The sequence below is a fragment of the Mycobacterium intracellulare ATCC 13950 genome (assembly GCF_000277125.1).
Taxonomy (GTDB): domain Bacteria; phylum Actinomycetota; class Actinomycetes; order Mycobacteriales; family Mycobacteriaceae; genus Mycobacterium; species Mycobacterium intracellulare.
Genome location: NC_016946.1, coordinates 4,364,540 through 4,384,558 on the forward strand (window position 1 = coordinate 4,364,540; position 20,019 = coordinate 4,384,558).

General features: G+C 70.7%; 21 protein-coding genes. 11 read left to right on the forward strand and 10 right to left on the reverse strand.

Translation table 11 applies throughout. From position 1 onward, the window contains the following. Window positions 1-38: 38 nt before the first annotated feature. Window positions 39-1,454: an NAD(P)H-quinone dehydrogenase gene (locus tag OCU_RS45070; RefSeq protein WP_014381008.1), complete on the reverse strand. Its 1,416-nt coding sequence runs from the start codon at window positions 1,452-1,454 to the stop codon at window positions 39-41. 82 nt (window positions 1,455-1,536) lie between these two features. Here OCU_RS45070 and OCU_RS45075 point away from each other — a divergent pair, with 82 nt between their 5' ends. After that, window positions 1,537-2,016 (forward strand): gamma-glutamylcyclotransferase, encoded by a 480-nt coding sequence (locus tag OCU_RS45075; protein ID WP_009954068.1) that lies wholly within the window; start codon window positions 1,537-1,539, stop codon window positions 2,014-2,016. 165 nt (window positions 2,017-2,181) lie between these two features. Next, complete coding sequence (locus OCU_RS45080; RefSeq protein ID WP_014381009.1) at window positions 2,182-3,015, forward strand: alpha/beta hydrolase; 834 nt, start codon at window positions 2,182-2,184, stop codon at window positions 3,013-3,015. On the opposite strand, the gene OCU_RS45085 is transcribed toward OCU_RS45080, so the two are convergent. From OCU_RS45085 to OCU_RS45095, 3 genes are read right to left on the reverse strand one after another with little or no spacing between them, the layout of a single operon-like run. Next, the gene (locus OCU_RS45085) at window positions 3,012-4,190 is read right to left on the reverse strand and encodes an amidohydrolase (protein WP_014381010.1); all 1,179 of its coding nucleotides are present in this window, start codon (window positions 4,188-4,190) and stop codon (window positions 3,012-3,014) included. The two genes, OCU_RS45080 and OCU_RS45085, sit on opposite strands and share 4 nt — an antisense overlap. Then, on the reverse strand, window positions 4,187-5,389 hold the full coding sequence (locus OCU_RS45090) for a M20 family metallopeptidase (RefSeq protein WP_014381011.1): 1,203 nt from the start codon (window positions 5,387-5,389) through the stop codon (window positions 4,187-4,189). The genes OCU_RS45085 and OCU_RS45090 overlap by 4 nt, the downstream gene beginning before the upstream one ends. A gap of 47 nt (window positions 5,390-5,436) precedes the next feature. Next, window positions 5,437-6,051 carry a cutinase family protein gene (locus OCU_RS45095; protein ID WP_026071215.1) on the reverse strand — a complete coding sequence of 205 codons (615 nt, stop codon included), beginning with the start codon at window positions 6,049-6,051 and terminating at the stop codon, window positions 5,437-5,439. 170 nt (window positions 6,052-6,221) lie between these two features. On the opposite strand from OCU_RS45095, the gene OCU_RS45100 reads away from it, so the two are divergent. Continuing rightward, on the forward strand, window positions 6,222-7,049 hold the full coding sequence (locus OCU_RS45100) for a purine-nucleoside phosphorylase (protein WP_014381013.1): 828 nt from the start codon (window positions 6,222-6,224) through the stop codon (window positions 7,047-7,049). 4 nt (window positions 7,050-7,053) lie between these two features. Further along, complete coding sequence (locus OCU_RS45105) at window positions 7,054-8,637, forward strand: phospho-sugar mutase (protein WP_014381014.1); 1,584 nt, start codon at window positions 7,054-7,056, stop codon at window positions 8,635-8,637. Here the strand turns inward: OCU_RS45105 and upp are convergent. After that, a complete protein-coding gene (gene upp, locus OCU_RS45110) occupies window positions 8,558-9,262 on the reverse strand; it encodes a uracil phosphoribosyltransferase (protein WP_036459614.1) in 705 nt (234 codons plus the stop codon). The two genes, OCU_RS45105 and upp, sit on opposite strands and share 80 nt — an antisense overlap. A gap of 91 nt (window positions 9,263-9,353) precedes the next feature. Between upp and OCU_RS45115 the strand changes: the two genes are divergently transcribed. The 3 genes from OCU_RS45115 to OCU_RS45125 all read left to right on the forward strand — a co-directional run bounded on the left by OCU_RS45115 (window position 9,354) and on the right by OCU_RS45125 (window position 12,646). Beyond that, window positions 9,354-10,244, forward strand: coding sequence for an alkaline phosphatase family protein (locus OCU_RS45115; protein ID WP_434555372.1), 891 nt, complete (start codon window positions 9,354-9,356; stop codon window positions 10,242-10,244). A gap of 102 nt (window positions 10,245-10,346) precedes the next feature. Continuing rightward, complete coding sequence (satS, locus tag OCU_RS45120; protein WP_014381016.1) at window positions 10,347-11,636, forward strand: protein export chaperone SatS; 1,290 nt, start codon at window positions 10,347-10,349, stop codon at window positions 11,634-11,636. 26 nt (window positions 11,637-11,662) lie between these two features. Continuing rightward, entirely contained in the window at window positions 11,663-12,646 is a 984-nt protein-coding gene (locus tag OCU_RS45125; protein WP_014381017.1) for a VWA domain-containing protein, read from the forward strand. Between the two features lie 32 nt (window positions 12,647-12,678). On the opposite strand, the gene OCU_RS45130 is transcribed toward OCU_RS45125, so the two are convergent. Together OCU_RS45130 and OCU_RS45135 are read right to left on the reverse strand one after the other, a co-directional pair. Next, window positions 12,679-13,686 (reverse strand): VWA domain-containing protein, encoded by a 1,008-nt coding sequence (locus tag OCU_RS45130; RefSeq protein ID WP_008259993.1) that lies wholly within the window; start codon window positions 13,684-13,686, stop codon window positions 12,679-12,681. Window positions 13,687-13,734: 48 nt separating this feature from the next. Then, a complete protein-coding gene (locus tag OCU_RS45135; RefSeq protein ID WP_014381018.1) occupies window positions 13,735-14,754 on the reverse strand; it encodes a cupin in 1,020 nt (339 codons plus the stop codon). A gap of 147 nt (window positions 14,755-14,901) precedes the next feature. Between OCU_RS45135 and OCU_RS45140 the strand changes: the two genes are divergently transcribed. Both OCU_RS45140 and OCU_RS51540 read left to right on the forward strand, forming a co-directional pair. Continuing rightward, window positions 14,902-15,612, forward strand: coding sequence for a GntR family transcriptional regulator (locus tag OCU_RS45140; protein WP_014381019.1), 711 nt, complete (start codon window positions 14,902-14,904; stop codon window positions 15,610-15,612). Between the two features lie 88 nt (window positions 15,613-15,700). Further along, window positions 15,701-16,144 (forward strand): hypothetical protein, encoded by a 444-nt coding sequence (locus tag OCU_RS51540; protein ID WP_041787104.1) that lies wholly within the window; start codon window positions 15,701-15,703, stop codon window positions 16,142-16,144. An 18-nt stretch (window positions 16,145-16,162) separates the two neighbouring features. Here OCU_RS51540 and OCU_RS45150 read toward each other — a convergent pair whose 3' ends face one another. Genes OCU_RS45150 through OCU_RS45160 form a run of 3 tightly spaced genes read right to left on the reverse strand, consistent with a single transcriptional unit; the run spans window position 16,163 to window position 18,932 of the window. Continuing rightward, entirely contained in the window at window positions 16,163-17,251 is a 1,089-nt protein-coding gene (locus OCU_RS45150) for an adenosine deaminase (RefSeq protein WP_008260006.1), read from the reverse strand. Continuing rightward, window positions 17,248-18,531, reverse strand: coding sequence for a thymidine phosphorylase (locus OCU_RS45155; RefSeq protein ID WP_009954086.1), 1,284 nt, complete (start codon window positions 18,529-18,531; stop codon window positions 17,248-17,250). The genes OCU_RS45150 and OCU_RS45155 overlap by 4 nt, the downstream gene beginning before the upstream one ends. Then, a complete protein-coding gene (locus OCU_RS45160; RefSeq protein ID WP_009954087.1) occupies window positions 18,531-18,932 on the reverse strand; it encodes a cytidine deaminase in 402 nt (133 codons plus the stop codon). Before OCU_RS45160 ends, OCU_RS45155 begins: the two co-directional genes overlap by 1 nt. Window positions 18,933-19,204: 272 nt before the next feature. Between OCU_RS45160 and sdhC the strand changes: the two genes are divergently transcribed. Together sdhC and OCU_RS45170 are read left to right on the forward strand one after the other, a co-directional pair. Further along, entirely contained in the window at window positions 19,205-19,543 is a 339-nt protein-coding gene (gene sdhC / locus OCU_RS45165) for a succinate dehydrogenase, cytochrome b556 subunit (protein ID WP_009954089.1), read from the forward strand. Continuing rightward, on the forward strand, window positions 19,540-20,010 hold the full coding sequence (locus OCU_RS45170; protein ID WP_009954090.1) for a succinate dehydrogenase hydrophobic membrane anchor subunit: 471 nt from the start codon (window positions 19,540-19,542) through the stop codon (window positions 20,008-20,010). Before sdhC ends, OCU_RS45170 begins: the two co-directional genes overlap by 4 nt. The last annotated feature ends 9 nt before the right edge of the window (window positions 20,011-20,019 follow it).

Below are 20,019 nucleotides of genomic sequence, written 5' to 3' on the forward strand. Positions count from 1 at the left end.
TACTCATCAGTAGGGGCGTGCTGCACCAAGGCTAACCGCTAGTCCAGATCGTCGTGCGCCATCAGCCGCCGCGCCGCCTCGGTGATCGAGCCGGACAGCGACGGATACACCGCCAGCGTCTGCGCCAGCTCGTTGACCGTGATGCGGTTCTGCACGGCCACGGCGATCGGCAGGATCAGCTCGGACGCGATCGGCGCCACCACCACGCCGCCGATCACCACGCCGGTGGACTTGCGGCAGAACACCTTCACGAACCCCTGCCGCAGCCCGGACATCTTCGCGCGCGCGTTGGTGCGCAGCGGCAGCATGATCGTGCGCGCCGACACCGAACCGTCGTCGATCATGGTCTGCGGCACCCCGACGGCGGCGATCTCGGGGCGGGTGAACACCGTCGCCGCCACCGTGCGCAACCGGATCGGGCTGACGCCCTCGCCCAGCGCGTGATACATCGCGATGCGGCCCTGCATGGCCGCGACCGAGGCCAGCGGCAGCAGGCCGGTGCAGTCGCCGGCGGCGTAGATGCCGGACACCGAGGTCCGCGACACCCGGTCCACGGTCAGGTAGCCGCCGCGGCCCAGCTCGATGCCGACCCGTTCGAGGCCCAGGCCGTTGGTGTTGGGCACCGAACCGATGGTCATCAGCGCGTGGCTGCCTTCCACGGTGCGCCCGTCGGCCAGGGTGACCAGCACGCCGTCCCCGGTGCGGGTGACCGACGCGGCGCGGGCGTTCTTCACCAGCTTCACGCCGCGCTCGGAGAACGCGGCCTCCAGCACCCGGGCGGCGTCGGCGTCCTCATACGGCAGCACCCGGTCGCGGCTGGCGACGACCGTCACCGGCACACCCAATTCGGTGTAGGCGTGCACGAACTCCGCCCCGGTGACCCCCGACCCGACCACGATGAGGTGCTCGGGCAGCGCCTCCAGGTCGTAGAGCTGGCGCCAGGTCAGGATGCGCTCGCCGTCGGGCTGGGCCGACGGCAGCACCCGCGGGCTGGCGCCGGTGGCGATCAGCACCACGTCGGCCTCGTACTCGCTGGTGGTGCCGTCCCGGGCGGTTGCCTTGATGTTGTGGCGGGCCAGCCCGGGCGTGGGGTCGATCAGCTCGCCGCGGCCGGCCACCACGTGCACGCCCACGCCGAGCAGCTGATCGGCGATGTCGGCCGACTGATCGGTGGCGAGTTGCTTGACGCGGGAGTGGATCTGCCGCAGCGAGAGCTTGGCGTCGTCGATGTCGATCTCGAAGCCCAGCCGCGGCGCGCGGCGCAGCTCGGTGCGCAGCCAGGTCGACGCGATGAACGTCTTGGACGGCACGCAGTCGTCCAGGACGGCGGCCCCGCCGATGCCCTCGGACTCGATGACGGTGACGTGCGTCGTGTCGGGGTGGGAAGTGGCGGCCACCAGCGCGGCTTCGTAACCGGCCGGGCCGCCACCGAGGATCACGATGCGCGTCGCCACAGCCCTAACCTAACGAAGCCGGGCGCACGCCGCCCAACGCTCGGGGGAAGACCGGGCCAGCTCGGACGTCTAAGCTTTCCCCGTGCCGCTCTACGCCGCGTACGGGTCGAACATGGACCCCGAACAGATGCTGAAGCGCGCACCCCATTCGCCGATGGCCGGAACGGGCTGGCTGCACGGGTGGCGGTTGACGTTCGGCGGCGAGGACATCGGCTGGGAGGGCGCGCTGGCGACCGTGGTCGAGGATCCGGACTCCAAGGTGTTCGTCGTCCTCTACGACATGACACCGGCCGACGAGATCAACCTGGACCGCTGGGAGGGCTCGGAGTTCGGCGTCCACCAGAAGATCCGCTGCCGGGTCGAGCGCATCTCGTCGGACACCACCACCGACCCGGTCCTGGCGTGGCTGTACGTGCTGGACGCGTGGGAGGGCGGACTACCGTCGGCCCGGTACCTCGGGGTCATGGCGGACGCCGCCGAAATTGCCGGTGCGCCAAGCGATTACGTGCACAGCCTGCGCACTCGCCCGGCCCGCAACATCGGCCCGGGCACCAGCGCCTGAAAAATCACTCGCCTCTGGGCGATCAGGAGTGTAGACAGACAGACCGAAAACCTACGCGTACTTCCACGGAAGGAAATTCGACTGTCAATCCTGTCCGCACCGCCGGTCGCCGACGCACTGGCGCGAGCGTTCGCCGCCGCGGTCAACCCGGCCCCCAGGGCCGCCGTGCGCTTCCCCGAGGTTTCGGGCCGCACGAGCGAAATCACCGTCCCCACCCGGCACGGCCCCACCCGCGCGACCGTCTATCACCCGCCGGCCGGCACCACCGACCCGCCCGTCTATGTCAACGTGCACGGCGGCGGGTTCGTGGTCGGGCACCCCGAACAGGACGACCCGTGGTGCCGCTACCTGGCCGCCAGCGCGGGCGTGGTGGTGATCAACCCCGACTACGTGCTGGCGCCGCGTCACCGCTTTCCCGCCGCGGTGCACCAGATCTATGACGTGGTGCGCTGGGCGGCCGGCCCGCACCCCGACTGGGACGGTGCCCGGCTGTGCGTCGGCGGCCAGAGCGCGGGCGGCAACCTGTCCGCCGCGGCGGCCCGGCTCGCGTGGGAGAACGGCGGCCCGCCGATCGCGTTGCAGGTGTTGCACTACGCCCCGCTTGACCTGGTCACGCCCACCCGCGACAAGCCGTCCACGCTCGGCCGCCGGGCGATCATGAAGCCGTGGATGGGCGAGGTCTTCGACACCGCCTACATACCCGAGCGGGCGCAGCGGCGCGACCGCCTGGCCTCGCCCGCCTGGGGGAACAACGCCGACGACATCGCCGGCATCGCGCCGGCGCTGGTCGTGACGGCCGAGCACGACCGCCTTTGCGGCGAAGCCCGCCGGTACGCGGAAAAGCTGGACGCGGCAGGCGCGTTGGCGGAGTACTACGAGGTGGCCGGCGTCGACCACGGATACAACATCATGAGCCGGGCCGGCGAGGTCACGCGCCGCGCGTACGCCCACATCGCCGGCCACGTCGTGCGCGCCACCAACCGCGGTGGCGCCCGCTAAGACCGCTCGAACGCCGCCGACTGCTCGACGATGTTGGCCAGCACCCGCACCCCGATCGCCAGGGCCCGCTCGTCGAGATTGAACGTCGGCTGGTGCAGGTCCAGCTGCGGCCCCACCCCCGGCCACACCCCCAGCCGCGCCATCGCGCCGGGGATCTCCTCCAGGTACCAGGAGAAGTCCTCGCCGCCCCCGGACTGGCGGGTGTCGGCCAGCGCGTCGGGGCCGACGGCCTCGATCGCGTGGGTGAGGATGCGCGTCGAGACGTCCTCGTTGACCACCGGCGGCACGCCGCGGCGGTATTGCAGCGTGTGCTCGATGGCCAGCGGCGCCAGCAGCCCGGCCACGGTCTCGCGGATGATCTCCTCGAGCCCCACCCAGGTCTGCCGGCTGGCGGTGCGCACGGTGCCGGCCAGCACGCCGGTCTGCGGGATGGCGTTGGCGGCCACGCCGGCGTTGACCGCGCCCCACACCAGCACGGTGCCGTTGCGCGGGTCGATGCGCCGCGACAAGACCCCGGGCAGGCCGGTGATCAGCGTGCCCAGCCCGTACACCAGGTCGGCGGTCAGGTGGGGGCGCGAGGTGTGGCCGCCGGGTGAGTACAGCGTGATCTCGATCTGGTCGGCGGCCGAGGTGATGGGGCCGTGCCGGACCGCGATCTTGCCGACCTCCAGCCGGGGATCGCAGTGCAGCGCGAAGATCCGGGATACCCCGCTGATGGCGCCGGCCGCGATGGCGTCGATCGCCCCGCCGGGCATGAGTTCCTCGGCGGCCTGGAAGAGCAACCGCACCCCGACCGGCAGCTCGGGGACCGACGCCAGCGCCAGGGCCGTGCCCAGCAGGATGGCGGTGTGCGCGTCGTGGCCGCAGGCGTGCGCGACGTTGGGCATGGTGGACGTGTAGGGGGCGCCGGTGCGTTCGGCCATCGGCAGGGCGTCCATGTCGGCCCGCAGCGCGATCCGGGGCTCGTGCTCGGGGCCGATGTCGCAGACCAGTCCCGTGCCGCCGGGCAACACCTTCGGGTTGAGCCCCGCTTCGGCCAGCCGCTCGGCGACGAACTGGGTGGTGGCGTACTCCTGGCGGCCCAGCTCGGGGTAGCGGTGGATGTGCCGGCGCCATTCGACCAGGTCTGCGTGATGAGAGGCCAGCCAGGATTCGGCGGCGTCGGCGAGTCTCATGCGCGCTCCTCGCCGCGTCTGCGTTCGTGCGCCGCCATCACCCGGTCGCGTTCGGCGGGCGTCTGGGCCAGCTGGACCACCGTGCGTGCCAGCATGATCGCGCCCTCGATCACGGCGCGGTCGGCGCTGGGGTTGGTGGCGGCCTCGGCGAAGCCGCGCTGGTGCACCATGGCCCCGCCGGAGTCGAGCCCGATCACCGGGTGGATCCCCGGCAGCGCCTTGGTCACGTTGCCCATGTCGGTGCTGCCCATGGGCAGCGCCGCCTCGTACTCGCGGGCCACCGGCTCGCGGCCGAGCCGGCGCATCTCCTCGCGAAAGACGTCGGCCAGCCATTGGTCGGGGGTGAGTTCGTCGTAGGCGGGTGCCGGGTTGTCGATGTCGTATTCGCAACCGGTGGCCAGCGCGCCCGCGGCGAAGCAGGCGTACATCCTGCCCTCGAGTTCCCGGAGCGAGTCGGCTTCGACCGCGCGCATCGCGTACTGAAGCGTCGCGCGCCCGGGGATGACGTTGACCGCCTGCCCGCCGTCGGTGACGATCCCGTGCACCAGCTGCCCGGGCGCCAGTTGCTGGCGCAGCAGCCCGACGGCCACCTGCGCGACGGTCACGGCGTCGGCGGCGTTGATCCCGAGGTGCGGCGCGACGGCGGCGTGGGATTCCGTGCCGCGGTACGTGATGGTCGCCTCGGACAGGGCCAGCGAGCGGGCCGCGGCGATATCCGTCGGCCCGGGATGGAGCATGACGGCGGCGGCGATGTCATCGAACACCCCCGCCCGCAACAACAGCGCCTTGCCGCCGCCGGCCTCCTCGGCGGGAGTCCCCAGCAGCGCCACCCGCAGGCCCAGCTCGTCGGCGACCTCGGCCAGCGCCAGCGCGGTGCCCACCGCCGAGGCGGCGATGATGTTGTGGCCGCAGGCGTGCCCGATCTCGGGCAGCGCGTCGTATTCGGCGCACACCCCGACGGTCAACGGCCCGCTGCCGTAGTCGGCGCGGAAGGCGGTGTCCAGACCGCCGGGGGCGGCGGTGATCTCGAAGCCACGCTCGGCGACGAGTGCCTGCGCCTTGGCGCAGCTGCGGTGCTCGGCGAACGCCAGCTCGGGCTCGGCGTGAATGGCGTGCGACAACTCGACGAGGTCGCCGCCGCGCCGCCGCACGACAGCTTCGACGCTGTCCAGCAGGCTGTCTAACGGGGCGGTGGGCACTCTCGCAGTATGTCACTCACCGGCCTACGGCCCTGAGGCCCTGAGGGCTACACCAGCCCGGCGATGAAACTCGCCGCCTGGCCCGGGTAGGGCGGGGCGGAGTAGTCGTGGTGCGCATCCCGGTCGCGACCGCCGACGACGCAGACGGGATCACCTTCGCTGCACAGGTCGATGGTGCGGCCGGCGAACGCGCCCGTCGACGACAGGGGTGTGTCGAAGCGGTTGCCGGGATTGCCGAACACCGCGACGGCCCTGATCTTGTTGGCCAGCGCGGGATCCAGCGGGGGCGCCGATCCGAAGTTCCCGATGCGCTGGCCGACGGGCGGCACCCCGGCGAGCATCGAGATCGCGGCGGCGCCCTGCGAGAAGCCGCCGAGCACCAGCCGCGTGGACGGGCACTGGTCGACCATCTCCGCGATGTGGTCGCGTGCGTCGTTGGCGGCGTCGGCGGTCGTCAGGAAGTTGTAGCTGGCCGGATAGTTCACCGCATAGGAATCGACGGTGCGCGACCCCAGCGCGGGCTGCAGGGCGGCGAACAGCGCGTCGCCCACCACACCCAGGCCCGGCGGCTCGGCGGTGCCGCGGGCGAAGATCAGTTGGACGTTCGGACAGTCCGCCTTGGCCGACGGCGCCGGGCCGAATGTGACCGAAACCACTGACAGCACAACACCAACGGCGATTGCAATGACCGGGCCAACCACCGGCCACCTACGAAGACTCATACGCCAGATCTTGACACATACCGGCGACACCGTCGCCGGGCCAGGTTCGATCGCCCGGCTCCTCACTCGCGCCTCACCTGCGCTCGCCGTCCCCGGGCTAGGCTCCCGCTGTGACCCAAACCTCGTCCGACCCAGGCGACCTCGCGCGCCGCGCCGCCGCGGTCATCGCCGAGCGCACCGGAATCGACGAGCATGACGTCGCCATCGTGCTCGGCTCGGGATGGTCGCCGGCGGTCGCCGCGCTCGGCACCGAGGCGATCGGGAAGACCGCCGTGCTGCCCCAGGCCGACCTGCCCGGCTTCCGGCCGCCCACCGCGATCGGGCACACCGGCGAGCTGTTGTCGATGCGCATCGGCGAACACCGGGTGCTGGTGCTCGTCGGCCGCATCCACGCCTACGAGGGCCACGACCTGTGCCACGTCGTGCACCCGGTGCGGGCGGCCTGCGCGGCCGGCGTGCGCGCGGTCGTGCTCACCAATGCGGCGGGCGGACTGCGCCCGGACATGGCCGTCGGCGAACCGGTGTTGATCAGCGACCACCTCAACCTGACCGCGCGTTCCCCGCTGGTCGGCCCGCAATTCGTGGACCTGACCGACGCCTACTCCCCGCGGCTGCGCGAATTCGCCCGCCAGGCCGACCCGACGCTGACCGAGGGCGTCTACGCCGGCCTGCCCGGCCCGCACTACGAGACCCCCGCGGAAATCCGGATGCTGCGCACGCTGGGCGCCGACCTGGTCGGCATGTCGACGGTGCACGAGACCATCGCGGCGCGGGCGGCCGGCGCCGAGGTGCTCGGGGTGTCGCTGGTGACCAACCTGGCCGCCGGCATCGGCGGCGAGCCGCTCAGCCACGCCGAGGTGCTCTCCGCGGGGGCCGCGTCCGCCAGCCGGATGGGCGCCCTCCTGGCCCTGATCCTCGAGCGGCTGCCCCGGTTTTAGGGCCATGACGCCCGAGGAGTGGATCGCCCACGACCCCGACCCGCGGACGGCCGCCGAGCTCGCCGCGTGCGACGCGGGAGAATTAGCCGCGCGGTTCGCCCGTCCCCTGAGGTTTGGCACCGCGGGCCTGCGCGGCCCGGTGCGCGGCGGGCCCGACGCGATGAACGTCGCGGTGGTGTCGCACGCCACCTGGGCGGTGGCGCAGGTGCTCAAGCGGCGCGCCCCGGCCGGTGCGCGGGTGATCGTGGGGCGCGACGCCCGGCACGGTTCGGCGGTATTCGCAACGGTGGCCGCCGAAGTCCTTGCCGATCAAGGGTTTTCGGTGCTGTTGCTGCCCGGTCCGGTGCCGACCCCGGTGGTCGCGTTCGCGGTGCGCCACACCGGCGCGCTGGCCGGGATCCAGATCACGGCGTCGCACAACCCGCCGGCCGACAACGGCTACAAGGTGTACGTCGACGGCGGCATCCAGCTCGTCTCCCCCACCGACCGCGAGATCGAGGCCGCGATGGCCGACGCCCCGCCCGCCGACCAGATCGGCAGGGCCCCCGTCGAACCGGGCCAGGCCGATCTGGTCGAGCGCTACGTCGAGCGCGCGTCCGGGCTGCGGAGCGGGGCGGGCTCGGCGCGGGTCGCCCTGACGGCCCTGCACGGGGTGGGCGGCGCGGTGGCCGTGGAGACGCTGCGCCGCGCCGGGTTCGCCCAAGTGCACACCGTCGCAGCACAATTCGCTCCGGACCCGGACTTCCCCACCGTCGCGTTCCCCAACCCCGAGGAGCAGGGTGCCGCCGACGCTCTGTTGGCCCTGGCCTCCGACGTGCGCGCCGACGTGGCGATCGCGCTGGATCCCGACGCCGACCGGTGCGCCGTCGGCATTCCCGACAAAGCGGGGTGGCGGATGCTGTCCGGCGACGAAACCGGTTGGCTGCTAGGAGATTACATTCTTTCCCAGCCGCAGCGCGCCGAAACGCCCGTGGTGGCCAGCACCCTGGTGTCCTCGCGGATGCTGTCGGCCATCGCCGCGCACCGCGGCGCCGTCCACGTCGAAACCCTCACCGGCTTCAAATGGCTGGCGCGCGCCGATGCCGAGGTCCCCGGCGGCACCCTGGTATACGCCTACGAGGAAGCGATCGGGCACTGCGTCGACCCGGACGCTGTACGCGACAAGGACGGCATCAGCGCCGCGGTCCTGGTGTGCGACCTGGTGGCCACGCTGCTGCGCCAAGGCCGTTCGGTCGTCGACCTGCTCGACGAGCTGGCGCGCCGATACGGCGTGCACGACGTCGCCGCGGTCTCGCGCCGGGTCGCCGACCCCGCCGAGGCGGCCGCGCTGATGCACCGGCTACGGACCACTCCGCCGGCGACGCTAGCCGGGTTCCCCGCCGAACTCACCGACGTCACCGATGCGCTGATCTTCACCGGCGGTGACGACCACACGTCGGTCAGGGTGGTGGTGCGGCCCTCCGGGACCGAGCCGAAACTGAAGTGCTACTTGGAGATTCGCTGCACGCCTAGCGACGATCTGGATTCTTCGCGGCGGCGCGCCGGTGCCCTGCGCGCCGAGCTGGTCGCTGCGATGCGGGGCTGGTGAACAGGTTCGGCCCGAACTGGCGGTCCCCCGCGTCGCCGAGGCCAGGCACGATATAGGCCGACTTGTTGAGCCCCTTGTCGACCGCGGCGGTGAACACTCGCGCGTCCGGCGCCGCTTTCTGCACGGCCGCAAGGCCTTCCGGCGCGGTGACCAGGCACAGCGCGGTGATGTCGGTGGCGCCGCGGCGCTGCAGCAGGCCGATGGTGTGGGCCATCGACCCGCCGGTGGCCAGCATGGGGTCGAGGACCATCACCGGCCGGCGCGCGAGTTTGTCGGGCAGCGCCTCGAGATACGGGACCGGCAGGTGGGTTTCCTCGTCGCGGGCGACACCGACGAAACCCACCTCCGCCTCGGGTATCGCGGCCTGGGCGGCCTCGACCATGCCCAACCCGGCCCGCAGCACCGGAACCAGCAGCGGCGGGTTGACCAGTCGCGTCCCGGCCGTCGCGGCCACCGGGGTGCGGATCCTGACCGACTTTCGCGGCGCCTCCCGGCTGGCCTCGTACACCAGCATCAGCGTGAGCTCGCGCAGCGCGGCCCGAAACCCGGCATTGTCGGTGCGTTCGTCGCGCAGCACCGTCAGCCGGGCCGCGGCCAGCGGGTGGTCGATCACGCGCACGTCCATCCCATGAAGGGTATATAACGATCGGGCAAAGCCCTTCTGACACGCTTGCGTTCGTCCGGCCACAGCGCACGCGCGTTCGTATACTCCCGGGGTGTCGCGCGAAAATCGAAGTCCGAGAAGCCTACTCGGCAGGGCGCATCGCCTCCTGCTGGCGCTCGGGGTGGTCGCTTTGGTGGCACTGGCGGCAAGTCCGCTGACCCCGCGCATAGGCCTTGCGGCAGCGGCCATTCCGCAACCGGCGCATATCGTGATCGTGGTGGAGGAAAACCGTTCCGAGAACGGCATCATCGGCAACAAGTCGGCGCCCTTCATCACCTCCCTGGCCGCCAATGGCGCCAACATGACGCAGTCATACGCCGAAACCCACCCCAGCGAACCGAATTACCTGGCGCTGTTCGCGGGCAACACCTTCGGGGTGACCAAGGACCTGTGCCCGATCAACGCCGGCGCGGCCCCCAATCTCGGATCCGAATTGCTGGCCGCGGGCCACACGTTCGTCGGCTTCGCCGAAGGCCTGCCAACCGTAGGCTCGCCGGTGTGCACCGCGGGCAAGTACGCGCGCAAGCACGTGCCGTGGGCCAACTTCACCAACGTGCCGGCGGCGAACTCGATGCCGTTCTCCGCGTTCCCGATGGGCAACTACGCCAGCCTGCCGACCGTGTCGTTCGTCATCCCCAACAACGACAACAACATGCACGACGGGTCCATCGCGCAGGCCGACGCCTGGCTGAATCGCCAGCTGTCCGGTTACGCCAATTGGGCGGTGGCCAACAACAGCCTGCTGATCCTGACGTTCGACGAGGACGACAACGGCAGCCACAACCAGATCCCCACGGTGTTCTACGGCGCCCACGTCCGCCCCGGCAACTACAGCGAGCAGATCAACCACTACAACGTGCTTTCCACGGTGGAGCAGATGTACGGGCTACCCAAGACGGGCTATGCCGCCAGCGCCGCGCCCATCACCGACATCTGGGACTAGACCACTGGGCTGATGGTGGCGACCCGCTTCACCCGGCTCCGCCGCGCTCGCGATCACCACTGCCCGGCGGCGCCTTGGCCGGTCGTCGCTATTCTGTGCCGCATGGCTGCTGACCTCGTGCCCATTCGCCTGAGCCTGTCCGCCGGCGACCGCTACACCGTGTGGGCGCCCCGCTGGCGTGACTCCGGCGACGAGTGGGAGGCCTTCCTGGGCAAGGACGAGGACCTGTTCGTCTTCTCCTCCGTCGCCGACCTGGTGGCGTTCGTGCGGTCCGACACCGACAACGACCTGACCGACCACCCGGCGTGGAAGGCCCTGACGTCGGCGCACGCGCATGACTTCGAGCCCGCCGAGGACAAGCAGTTCGATCTGGTCGCGGTCGAGGAACTGGTCTCCGAGAAGCCCACCGCGGAATCGGTGTCCGCGCTGGCGGGCACGCTGGCCATCGTGTCGTCCATCGGATCGGTGTGCGAGCTGGCGGCGGTGTCGAAGTTCTTCAACGGCAACCCCAGCCTGGGCACGGTGTCGGGCGGGGTCGAGCACTTCACCGGCAAGGCCGGCGCCAAACGCTGGCATGCGATCGCCGAGATCATCGGGCGCAGCTGGGACGACGTGCTGGGCGCGATCGATGACATCGCCACCACCCCCGACGTCGACGCCAAGTTGTCGGCCAAGGCCGAAGACGAACTGGCCGAGGAGCGCGAAGAGGACGAGACCGAAGACGCCGTCGAGGAATCCGCGGCCGACGACATTGACGACGACATTGACGACGAAGTTGACGAAGACGACGAGGACGACGACACCGAAGCCCGGGCGGCCGGCGACACCGCGGTGCTCGGCGGCGACAAGGACTTCTGGCTGCAGGTCGGCATCGATCCGATCCGGATCATGACGAGCTCGGGCACCTTCTTCACCCTGCGCTGCTACCTCGACGACGAGCCGATCTTCCTGGGCCGCAACGGACGGATCAGCGTGTTCCCGTCCGAGCGCGCGCTGGCCCGCTACCTGGCCGACGAGCACGACCACGACCTGTCCGATCTGAGCACCTACGACGACATCCGCACCGCCGCCACCGACGGGTCGCTCACGGTCGAGGTCACCGACGACAACATCTACGTGCTCACCGGCCTGGCCGACGACCTGGCCGACGGGCCCGAGGCCGTGGACCGGGAGCAACTGGAACTGGCCGTCGAGGTGCTCCGCGACATCGGCGACTACTCCGAGGATCCCGCGGTGGACAAGGCGCTCGAAACCAACCGGCCGCTGGGCAAATTGGTGGCCGCCGTGCTCGAACCCGGCTCGGTCACCAAGCCGTCGCCGCCGTACGCCGCGGCGGTGCGCGAGTGGGAGAAGCTGGAGCAATTCGTCGAGGGCCGGCTCCGCCGCGAGTAGGGCGTTTCACGGGCTAGGTTGGTGACGTGTCGCTTCCCGGAATCGGCCCGCTGCCGCTGTACGGGTTCCAGCGCCCGGCCATGTTGCTGTTCGGTTTGGTGCCCCTGGCCCTGCTGGCCGTCTACGTCGTGGTGCAGGCCCGTCGCAACCGACGGCTGCACCGCTACACCGACGCCCCCGTGGCGCAGTCGCCGTGGCGGCACCTGCCGATCGCCGCGTCGCTACTCAGCCTGGCGTTGCTGACGATCGCGCTGGCCACCCCCACCCACGACATGCGCATCCCGCGCAACCGCGCCGTCATCATGCTCGTCATCGACATGTCGCAGTCAATGCGGGCGACCGACGTCGAACCCACCCGGCTCAAGGCCGCCGAACAAGCGGCCAGCCAGTTCGCCAGCCAGCTGACGCCCGGCATCAACCTCGGGCTGGTCGGCTTCGCCGGCACGCCCTACTTGCTGGTCCCGCCCACGCCGCAGCACCAGGCGACCATCGACGCACTCAAGAAGCTGGACTTCGCCGACAGCACGGCCACCGGCCAGGCCATCTTCACCGCCCTGCACGCGATCGGCGCCACGGCGGTCACCGGGGGCGACAATCCGCCGCCGGCCCGTATCGTGCTGCTCTCCGACGGCCGCGAGAACAAGCCGTCCAACCCCAGCGATCCGCACGACGGTGTCTACACCGCGGCGCGCCTGGCCAAGGACGAGGGCGTGCCCATCTCGACGATCTCGTTCGGCACCAAAGGCGGCGAGATCGAGATGGACGGGCAGCGCGTCGCGGTCCCGGTGTCGACCGACCAGATGAAGACGATCGCCCGGCTCTCCGGCGGGCAGCCCTACACCGCCACCAACATCGGCGAGCTCAACAAGAGCTACAACGCGATCGAGAACGAGATCGGCTACCGCACCGTGCCGGGACCCGGCAGTTCCGGCTGGCTGCGCATGGGGGTGCTCGCGGCGCTCATCGCGACGGCGTTGGCGCTGTTGATCAACCGGCGCCTGCCGACCTAGCGCCCGTCCACCGACCGAGCCCGCCCGGCGGGTCAGGCGGGCAGCCTGCGGTTCAGCAGCAGGCCGGCCAGCACGGCGCCGGCCATCACGACGGCACCGAGCAGCATCCACGCCAGGCTCGCGTCGCCCTTGACGGTTTCGTAGCCGATCTGGCGCTGCAGCGTCGTGTACACGTTCTTCAGCGAGTCCAGGCTGTCGGCGTGGAACGCCTCGCCGTCGGTGATCTCGCAGATCTTCTGCAGGGTCTGATCGTCCACCGGGACCGGAATGGTGGCGCCCTCGTAGTCGACGGTCCCGTACGGGGTGCCGAACGAGATCGTCGAGATCTGCACCCCTTGGCCCTTGGCGGCCCGGGCGGCGGTGAACGCCCCCTGCGGGGCGTTGGGGTCCAGCGGCACGTTCTCGGCGCCGTCGGACTCCAGCACGATCCGCGCCGGCGGCGGGCCTTCGCCGCCGCCCATCACCGAGCCGACCGTCGCGATCGCCTGCAGCGCGGTGAAAATGCCTTCTCCCGTAGCGGTTTTCGGGGCGGGCTGCAGACTGTCGATGCCCGACTTCACCGCGCCGCGGTTCGTCGTCGGGGGCACCAGCAGCGTGGCGTTGGCCGCGAACTCCACCAGCCCCAGGTTGATGGCCGGCGTCAGCTGATCGGCGAACTGCTTGCCGGCCTCCTTCGCCGCGGCCAGGCGGTTGGGCGGAACATCGTTGGAGGCCATCGATTCCGAGACGTCGATGACGAGCATCACGACCGCGCGGTTGAGCGGGATCCGGACATCCGACGTCGGCCCGGCCATCGCCGTGGTCAGCAGCACCAGCGACGTGGCCAGCAGGATGGTCGGCACGTGCCGCCACCGGCTCGGGTGCGGCGGGGCCACGCGCTCCAGCACCTCCATGTTGGCGAACCGCAGCACCCGGCGACGGCGGGCGAATTGCTGCACGACATAAAGGCCGATCACCAGCAGCACGGCCAGCAGCGCGAGGAAGAACCAGGGGTTCTGGAATCCAGTCAGCGACACCGGGCCCAGCAGCGGCACCTTCATGTCGAGCCACACTAGGCGTCGAATCCGGGCCCCGCATCGGGCCCCGGCTCAGCCCGCGGCGAGATCGCGGCGCTGGGTGAACTTGATGTCGAGGCTGCGCAGGTGGGTCTGCAGCCCGGCGTCTTGGACCGGGATCAGGTGGGCCGGCTCGTCGGTCTCGTTGTAGTGGGCGTGCCACATGCCCGGCGGGGTGGTGAAGGCGCCACCGGCCTGCCAGTCCACCCGGATGGGATCGACGATGCCGCCCCGCTCGTCGAGACGCGTGCCCAGCAGCGTGTAGCAGCCGGCCGCGGGCGCGTCCAGGATGAGGTCCAGCGCGACCGACTGGTGCCGGTGCGGGCGCTGCACCTGATGGGGCGGAAGCACGCCGAACATGGCCCACAGCACGTGCGTGATGGTCAGGGTCTGGTCCTGCTCGGCGTTGGCCAGCAGGACGCTGACACGGCTCTTCTCGTTGGCGCCGGGGCGCGACGCGATCTCGGTCAGCTTGGCGACGGCGTCGGCGCGGCGGAACTTGGTCGCCCGGAAGCGGGGCCGGGTCGCGTCGGCGCCGAGGTAACGCATCAGGGGCTCGTCGTGCACCCAGTACATGGCCGTGTCAGCGCCGGCATAGAACACCGAGTGCGCGCCGGCGGGCAGCGTCACGAAGTCGCCCTTCTCCCACTCGATCAGGCGGCCGTTGACCGCCGCGAACCCCCGCCCGTAGAGCACGTAATACAGCTGCGAGGTGGCGTTGGGGTGGGTGTCGACGTGCTCGTTCGCACGAATGGACACGAAGTTGGCCAGCAGCGCGGGGCTGGTCGCCGCGCCGGCCGGGCCGCCCAGCTCGGCCGACAGGTCCAGCGGGATCACGCCGGTCGGCGCGTCGAGGTAGAGCTCGGGACCGAACCGCCGGATCGGCACCCGCGGGGTCAGCCCCGAGCCGATCGGGTTGGCGGCCCTGGAGTACTCGAAGTATTCGGCCTGCTCGGCCCACTCTTCGAACCGCCCCTCGAACGCGTACTCGGCGACGTTGACCATCGGCGCGGGGACCGTCGGGTCCAGGTTCGGGGTCGCTAGCTGCTGCATGTCGGTCTCCCTTGCCGCTCAGGTGTATCTGGTATCTAAATAGTATTTATCTTGTATCTAAGCGTCAAACGTCGCAGCTAGACGCGGTCGGTGTACGGTCAATTGGTCGGTTGAGATACGACTTAGCTACCAGAGAAGAGGCCGGGCGTGGCTGCGAAGGACAGGCGGACGGCGACGGCCAAGGACCGCGCACTGGACTATGTCAAGACGCGGGTGCTCACCGGCGAGTTCCCCGGCGGCGAGCTGATCAGCGAGGGCGACGTGGCCAGCGCGCTGGGGATGTCGCGCACGCCGGTGCGCGAGGCGTTTTTGCGGCTGGAGGCCGAGGGGCTGCTGCGCCTGTATCCCCAGCGGGGGGCCCTGGTGGTTCCGGTGTCGCCCGACGAGGTGCGCGCGGTGATGGAGGCGCGGCTGGTGCTCGAGCAGTTCGCGGCGGGCAAGGTGATCGGGCGCGGCGCCGCCGCATGCGCCGCCGTGTTCGGGCGCCTGTCCGGCGAGCTTGCCCGGCAACGCGACGCGGCCGCCGCGGCGGACTGGCGAGAATTCGTGGAGGCCGACCGCGCCTTCCACGCCATCACGCTGCAGGAGTCGGGCAACGCCATCCTGTCCGGCTTCTACGCGTCCCTGCGCGACCGCCAGATGCGGATGATCGGCGAATCGACGCTGCGCGACCCCGACCGGGTGGCCACGATTCTCGAGGAGCATCGGGGTATCGCCGAAGCCCTGCGCGACGGCGATCGCGCGCGGGCGGCGACCGCGGTGCAGACCCACCTGGCCGGCACGGTGCGCGCCATCGGCTTGTCCGTCGACCCGGATCCGTTATGGGCTACCGGATTTGGCCGCGATGGAGCAGACTGATCGAATAACGCGGGGGCGCAGCGCTCCCGGTCCGCATGTATCGGGGGGAACGATGACCTGGGTAACGGCCTCGAGGTTGCGCGGCACGATGACGAAAACGGTTGTGGCCCTGTCGATTTTGGGGGCGGCCACGGCGGGTGCGACGATCCCGGCGAACGCGGCACCCGGCTTCGCGCGCACACCCGCCGCGCCGCTCGACGATCCCGATCCCGGCCTTCCCACCAACCCGTCGGATCCCCGATGTGCGGGGATGCCGGGGCTGGCGCAGTGCCAGGGCGGCCCGTACGCCATGGGCGGGGCGCCCACCGGCCCCGCGGATTTGAGCTGCATCAGCATGCCCAGCGACCCGGTGTGCGCGGGTGGCCCGTACGCCCCGCCGCCACCCCCGCCGCCCATCGCGCCGCCGCCGGAACCGCCGGCGCCCATGGCCGCGGCCCCCGTAGAACCACCGCCGATGGCCCCGCCGCCGATGGTGGAGCCACCACCCATGCCGGCGGCCGACCCGTCGATGGGGATGCCCGGGCACATCTGAGAACGTCGCACCGGCGGCTCAGCCGATCAGCACCGCGTATCGCGGCTTGATCACCTCGTCGATGATGGCCAGCCGCTCGTCGAACGGGATGAACGCGGACTTCATCGCGTTGATGGTGAACCGTTCGAGGTCGCTCCAGCCGTAGCCGAACGCCTCCACCAGGCGGAGCATCTCGCGGCTCATGAAGGTATCGCTCATCAACCGGTTGTCGGTGTTGACGGTCACCCGGAACCGGGCGCGGGCCAGCAGGTCGAACGGATGCTCGGCGATGCTCTTGACGGCGCCGGTCTGCACGTTCGAGCTCGGACACAGTTCCAGCGGAATTCGCTTGTCCCGCAGGATCGCCGCCTGCTGGCCCAACCGGACCTGCCCGTCGGGCAGCACGTCGATGTCGTCGACGATCCGCACCCCGTGCCCCAGCCGGTCGGCACCGCAGAACGCGATCGCCTCGTGGATGGACGGCAGGCCGAACGCCTCGCCGGCGTGAATGGTGAAGCGCGCGTTGTGGTCTCGCATGTACTCGAAGGCGTCCAGGTGGCGCGTCGGCGGGTTGCCGGCCTCGGCGCCGGCGATGTCGAAGCCGACAACGCCCTTGTCCCGGAACCGGATTGCCAGCTCGGCGATCTCGCGGGACACCGCCGCGTGCCGCATCGCGGTGACCAGTAGGCGCACCACGATCGGACGGCCCGCGCCGGCACAGGCCTTCTCGCCGTCGGCGAATCCGGCCAGCACGGCATCGACGATCGCGTCGAAGGACATCCCGCGGTCGATGTGCAGCTCGGGTGCGAACCGCACCTCGGCGTAGACCACCGAGTCGGCGGCCAGGTCTTCGACGCACTCGTAGGCGACGCGGTGCAGCGCCTCGGGGGTCTGCATCACCGCGACGGTGTGGGAGAACGGCTCCAGGTAGCGCTCCAGCGAGCCGCTGTGCGAACGCGTGCGAAACCACGTCGCCAGCTCGTCGACGTCGGTGGCGGGCAGCTCGTCGTAGCCGGTCTGCCCGGCGATCTCGAGCACGGTCGACGGGCGCAGCCCGCCGTCGAGGTGGTCGTGCAGCAGGGCCTTGGGGGCCTTGCGGATCTGCTCGAGGCCCAGCGGCGCGGTCATTGCGCGATCCGATCGATGATCAGCGGACGCGAAGCCGGGGCGGCGTCGCCGACGCCGAAGGCGCCGTCCAGCTCGGCGAGCGCCGCGCCGAAGCGCTCCGGGGTGTCGGTGTACAGGGTGAACAGCGGCTCACCGGCCGTGACCGGCTCGCCGGGGCGGCGATGCAGCCGGATGCCGGCGCCGAACTGCACGCGATCGCCCGGACGGGATCTGCCCGCTCCGAGCCGCCAAGCCGCCAGCCCCACTGCCATCGCGTCGATATCGCCCATTGTGCCGCCCCGGGCGGCGGTCACGGTCTCGGCATGCCGAGCGATCGGCAGCGGCACCGACAAATCGCCGCCCTGGGCGGCGACGAGCTGGCGAAACCGGTCCATCGCGGTGCCATCCCGCAGTGTCTCGGCGGGATCGCGGCCGTCGACCCCGGCCAGCTCGAGCATCTCGGAGGCCAGCCGCAGCGTCAGCTCGACGACGTCGGGCGGCCCGCCCCCGGCCAGCACCTCGAGCGACTCGGCGACCTCGAGGGCGTTGCCGACGGTCGCGCCCAGCGGGGTGTTCATGTCCGTCAGCAGCGCGCGGGTGGGCACCCCGTGCGCGGCGCCCAGCGCGACCATGGTGCTCGCCAGGTCGCGGGACTGCGCTTCCGAGTCGGTGAACGCCCCGGAACCGACCTTCACGTCGAGCACCAGCGCGCCGGCCCCCTCGGCCAGCTTCTTGCTCATCACCGAGCTCGCGATCAGCGGCAGCGACTCGACGGTGGCGGTGATGTCGCGCAGCGCGTACAGCTTGGCGTCGGCCGGGGCCAGGTCACCGGCGGCGAAGATGGCCGCGCCGAGGTCGCGCAGTTGGTCGCGCACCCGCCGGTTGGACAGCGCGGCGGTGAATCCGGCGATGGATTCCAGCTTGTCCAGCGTGCCGCCGGTGTGGCCGAGCCCGCGGCCCGACGCCTGCGGCACCGCGGCGCCGCACGCGGCGACGACGGGCACCAGGGGCAGGGTGATCTTGTCCCCCACCCCGCCGGTGGAGTGCTTGTCGACCGTGGGCACGCCGAGGTCGCCGAAGTCGAGCCGCTCGCCCGAGGCCAGCATCGCCGACGTCCACCGGGCCGTCTCGCCGCGATCCATGCCCCGCAACAGGATCGCCATCAGCAGGGCCGCCATCTGCTCCTCGGCCACCCGGCCGGCGGTGTAGGCGTCGACGACCCAGTCGATGGCGGCGTCGGACAACCGGCCGCCGTCGCGCTTGGTCCTGATCACCGTGGGCGCATCAAAGGCGGGCGGCATCAGCGACGCCCGGCGGCCACGTCGTCGGGACCGAAGGCATCCGGCAGCAGGTCGCCGAGCCGGCGCGGCCCGCGCGGATGGTCGATCAGCAACTCGGGACCGCCGTGTTCGAGCAGCACCTGGCGGCATCGCCCGCACGGCATGAGCACCGATCCGCGCTGGTCCACGCACGCCAGCGCGATCAGCCGGCCGCCGCCGGTGGAATGCAGGGCGCACACCACGGCGCACTCGGCACAGAGACCAAGGCCATATGAGATGTTCTCCACATTGCACCCGGTGACCACGCGGTGATCGTCGACCAGCGCGGCCGCACCCACTGCGAACCGCGAGTACGGCGCATAGGCCCCTTCGGATACCTGGATTGCCTTGTCCCGCAACCTTTTCCAGTCGATCTCCGGCATCGCGCAACCCCGCTCGTCGGTGGCCGTTTCCGACAGTCACCCTAGCCGCAAAACGGCATTTCGCTTGACGGACATTGACGCAAGCCACACCGTGCGCGAGCTAAGCTCAAGTGCCCGGCGTGACTGTCGCGCAACGTCGCAAGAAGGTCGCAAGAAGGCTGGTGAGGACTGGGGTGACTACACAACCGACAACCGCGGATCCGGCGGCACCCGCACCGGCGACCTCGCGCAAACGCAGGCCGCCGCGGACCCTCTACCGGGGCGATCCCGGCATGTGGTCGTGGGTGCTGCATCGCATCAGCGGCGCGACCATCTTCTTTTTCCTGTTCGTGCACGTCCTGGACGCGGCGATGCTGCGGATCAGCCCCCAGACCTACAACGCGGTGATCCACGACTATCAGATGCCCATCGTCGGCCTGATGGAATACGGCCTGATCGCCGCGGTGCTCTTCCACGGCCTGAACGGGATCCGGGTGATCCTGATCGACTTCTGGTCCGAGGGCCCGCGCTACCAGCGCCTGATGTTCTGGGTCGTCGGCGTCGTGTTCCTGCTGCTGATGGTCCCGGCCGGCGTCGTGACCGTCATCCACATGATGGAGCACTTCCGATGAGCAGCCCCGACCTTCAGCTGACCCGCGGCCAGACGGCGCCGGTCAAACAACGCAGCTACGACCGGCCCGCCAGCCTGGACAATCCCCGCTCGCCGCGGCGCCGGGCCGGCATCCCCAACTTCGAGAAGTTCGCCTGGCTGTTCATGCGGTTCTCGGGCATCGCGCTGTTCGTGCTGGCGATCGGCCACCTGTTCATCATGCTGATGTGGGACAACGGCGTGTACCGCATCGACTTCAACTATGTGGCGCAGCGCTGGGCGTCGCCGTTCTGGCAATTCTGGGACCTCGCGCTGCTGTGGCTGGCGCAGCTGCACGGCGGCAACGGCCTGCGCACGATCATCGACGACTACAGCCGCAAGGACAGCACCCGGTTCTGGCTCAACAGCCTGCTGTTGCTGTCGATGGGGTTCACGTTGGTGCTGGGCACCTACGTGCTGCTGACGTTCGACCCCAACATTCACGCCTGACGGAGGGAG

Excerpts from the sequence above, each read along its gene's own strand:
- OCU_RS45085 (WP_014381010.1), bottom strand. The coding sequence starts at position 4,190 with ATGAGACTCGCCGACGCCGCCGAATCCTGGCTGGCCTCTCATCACGCA.
- OCU_RS45105 (WP_014381014.1), top strand. The coding sequence starts at position 7,054 with ATGACGCCCGAGGAGTGGATCGCCCACGACCCCGACCCGCGGACGGCC.
- upp (WP_036459614.1), bottom strand. The coding sequence starts at position 9,262 with ATGGACGTGCGCGTGATCGACCACCCGCTGGCCGCGGCCCGGCTGACG.
- satS (WP_014381016.1), top strand. The coding sequence starts at position 10,347 with ATGGCTGCTGACCTCGTGCCCATTCGCCTGAGCCTGTCCGCCGGCGAC.
- OCU_RS45130 (WP_008259993.1), bottom strand. The coding sequence starts at position 13,686 with ATGAAGGTGCCGCTGCTGGGCCCGGTGTCGCTGACTGGATTCCAGAAC.
- OCU_RS45135 (WP_014381018.1), bottom strand. The coding sequence starts at position 14,754 with ATGCAGCAGCTAGCGACCCCGAACCTGGACCCGACGGTCCCCGCGCCG.
- OCU_RS51540 (WP_041787104.1), top strand. The coding sequence starts at position 15,701 with ATGACGAAAACGGTTGTGGCCCTGTCGATTTTGGGGGCGGCCACGGCG.
- OCU_RS45150 (WP_008260006.1), bottom strand. The coding sequence starts at position 17,251 with ATGACCGCGCCGCTGGGCCTCGAGCAGATCCGCAAGGCCCCCAAGGCC.
- OCU_RS45155 (WP_009954086.1), bottom strand. The coding sequence starts at position 18,531 with ATGCCGCCCGCCTTTGATGCGCCCACGGTGATCAGGACCAAGCGCGAC.
- OCU_RS45160 (WP_009954087.1), bottom strand. The coding sequence starts at position 18,932 with ATGCCGGAGATCGACTGGAAAAGGTTGCGGGACAAGGCAATCCAGGTA.
- sdhC (WP_009954089.1), top strand. The coding sequence starts at position 19,205 with ATGTGGTCGTGGGTGCTGCATCGCATCAGCGGCGCGACCATCTTCTTT.
- OCU_RS45170 (WP_009954090.1), top strand. The coding sequence starts at position 19,540 with ATGAGCAGCCCCGACCTTCAGCTGACCCGCGGCCAGACGGCGCCGGTC.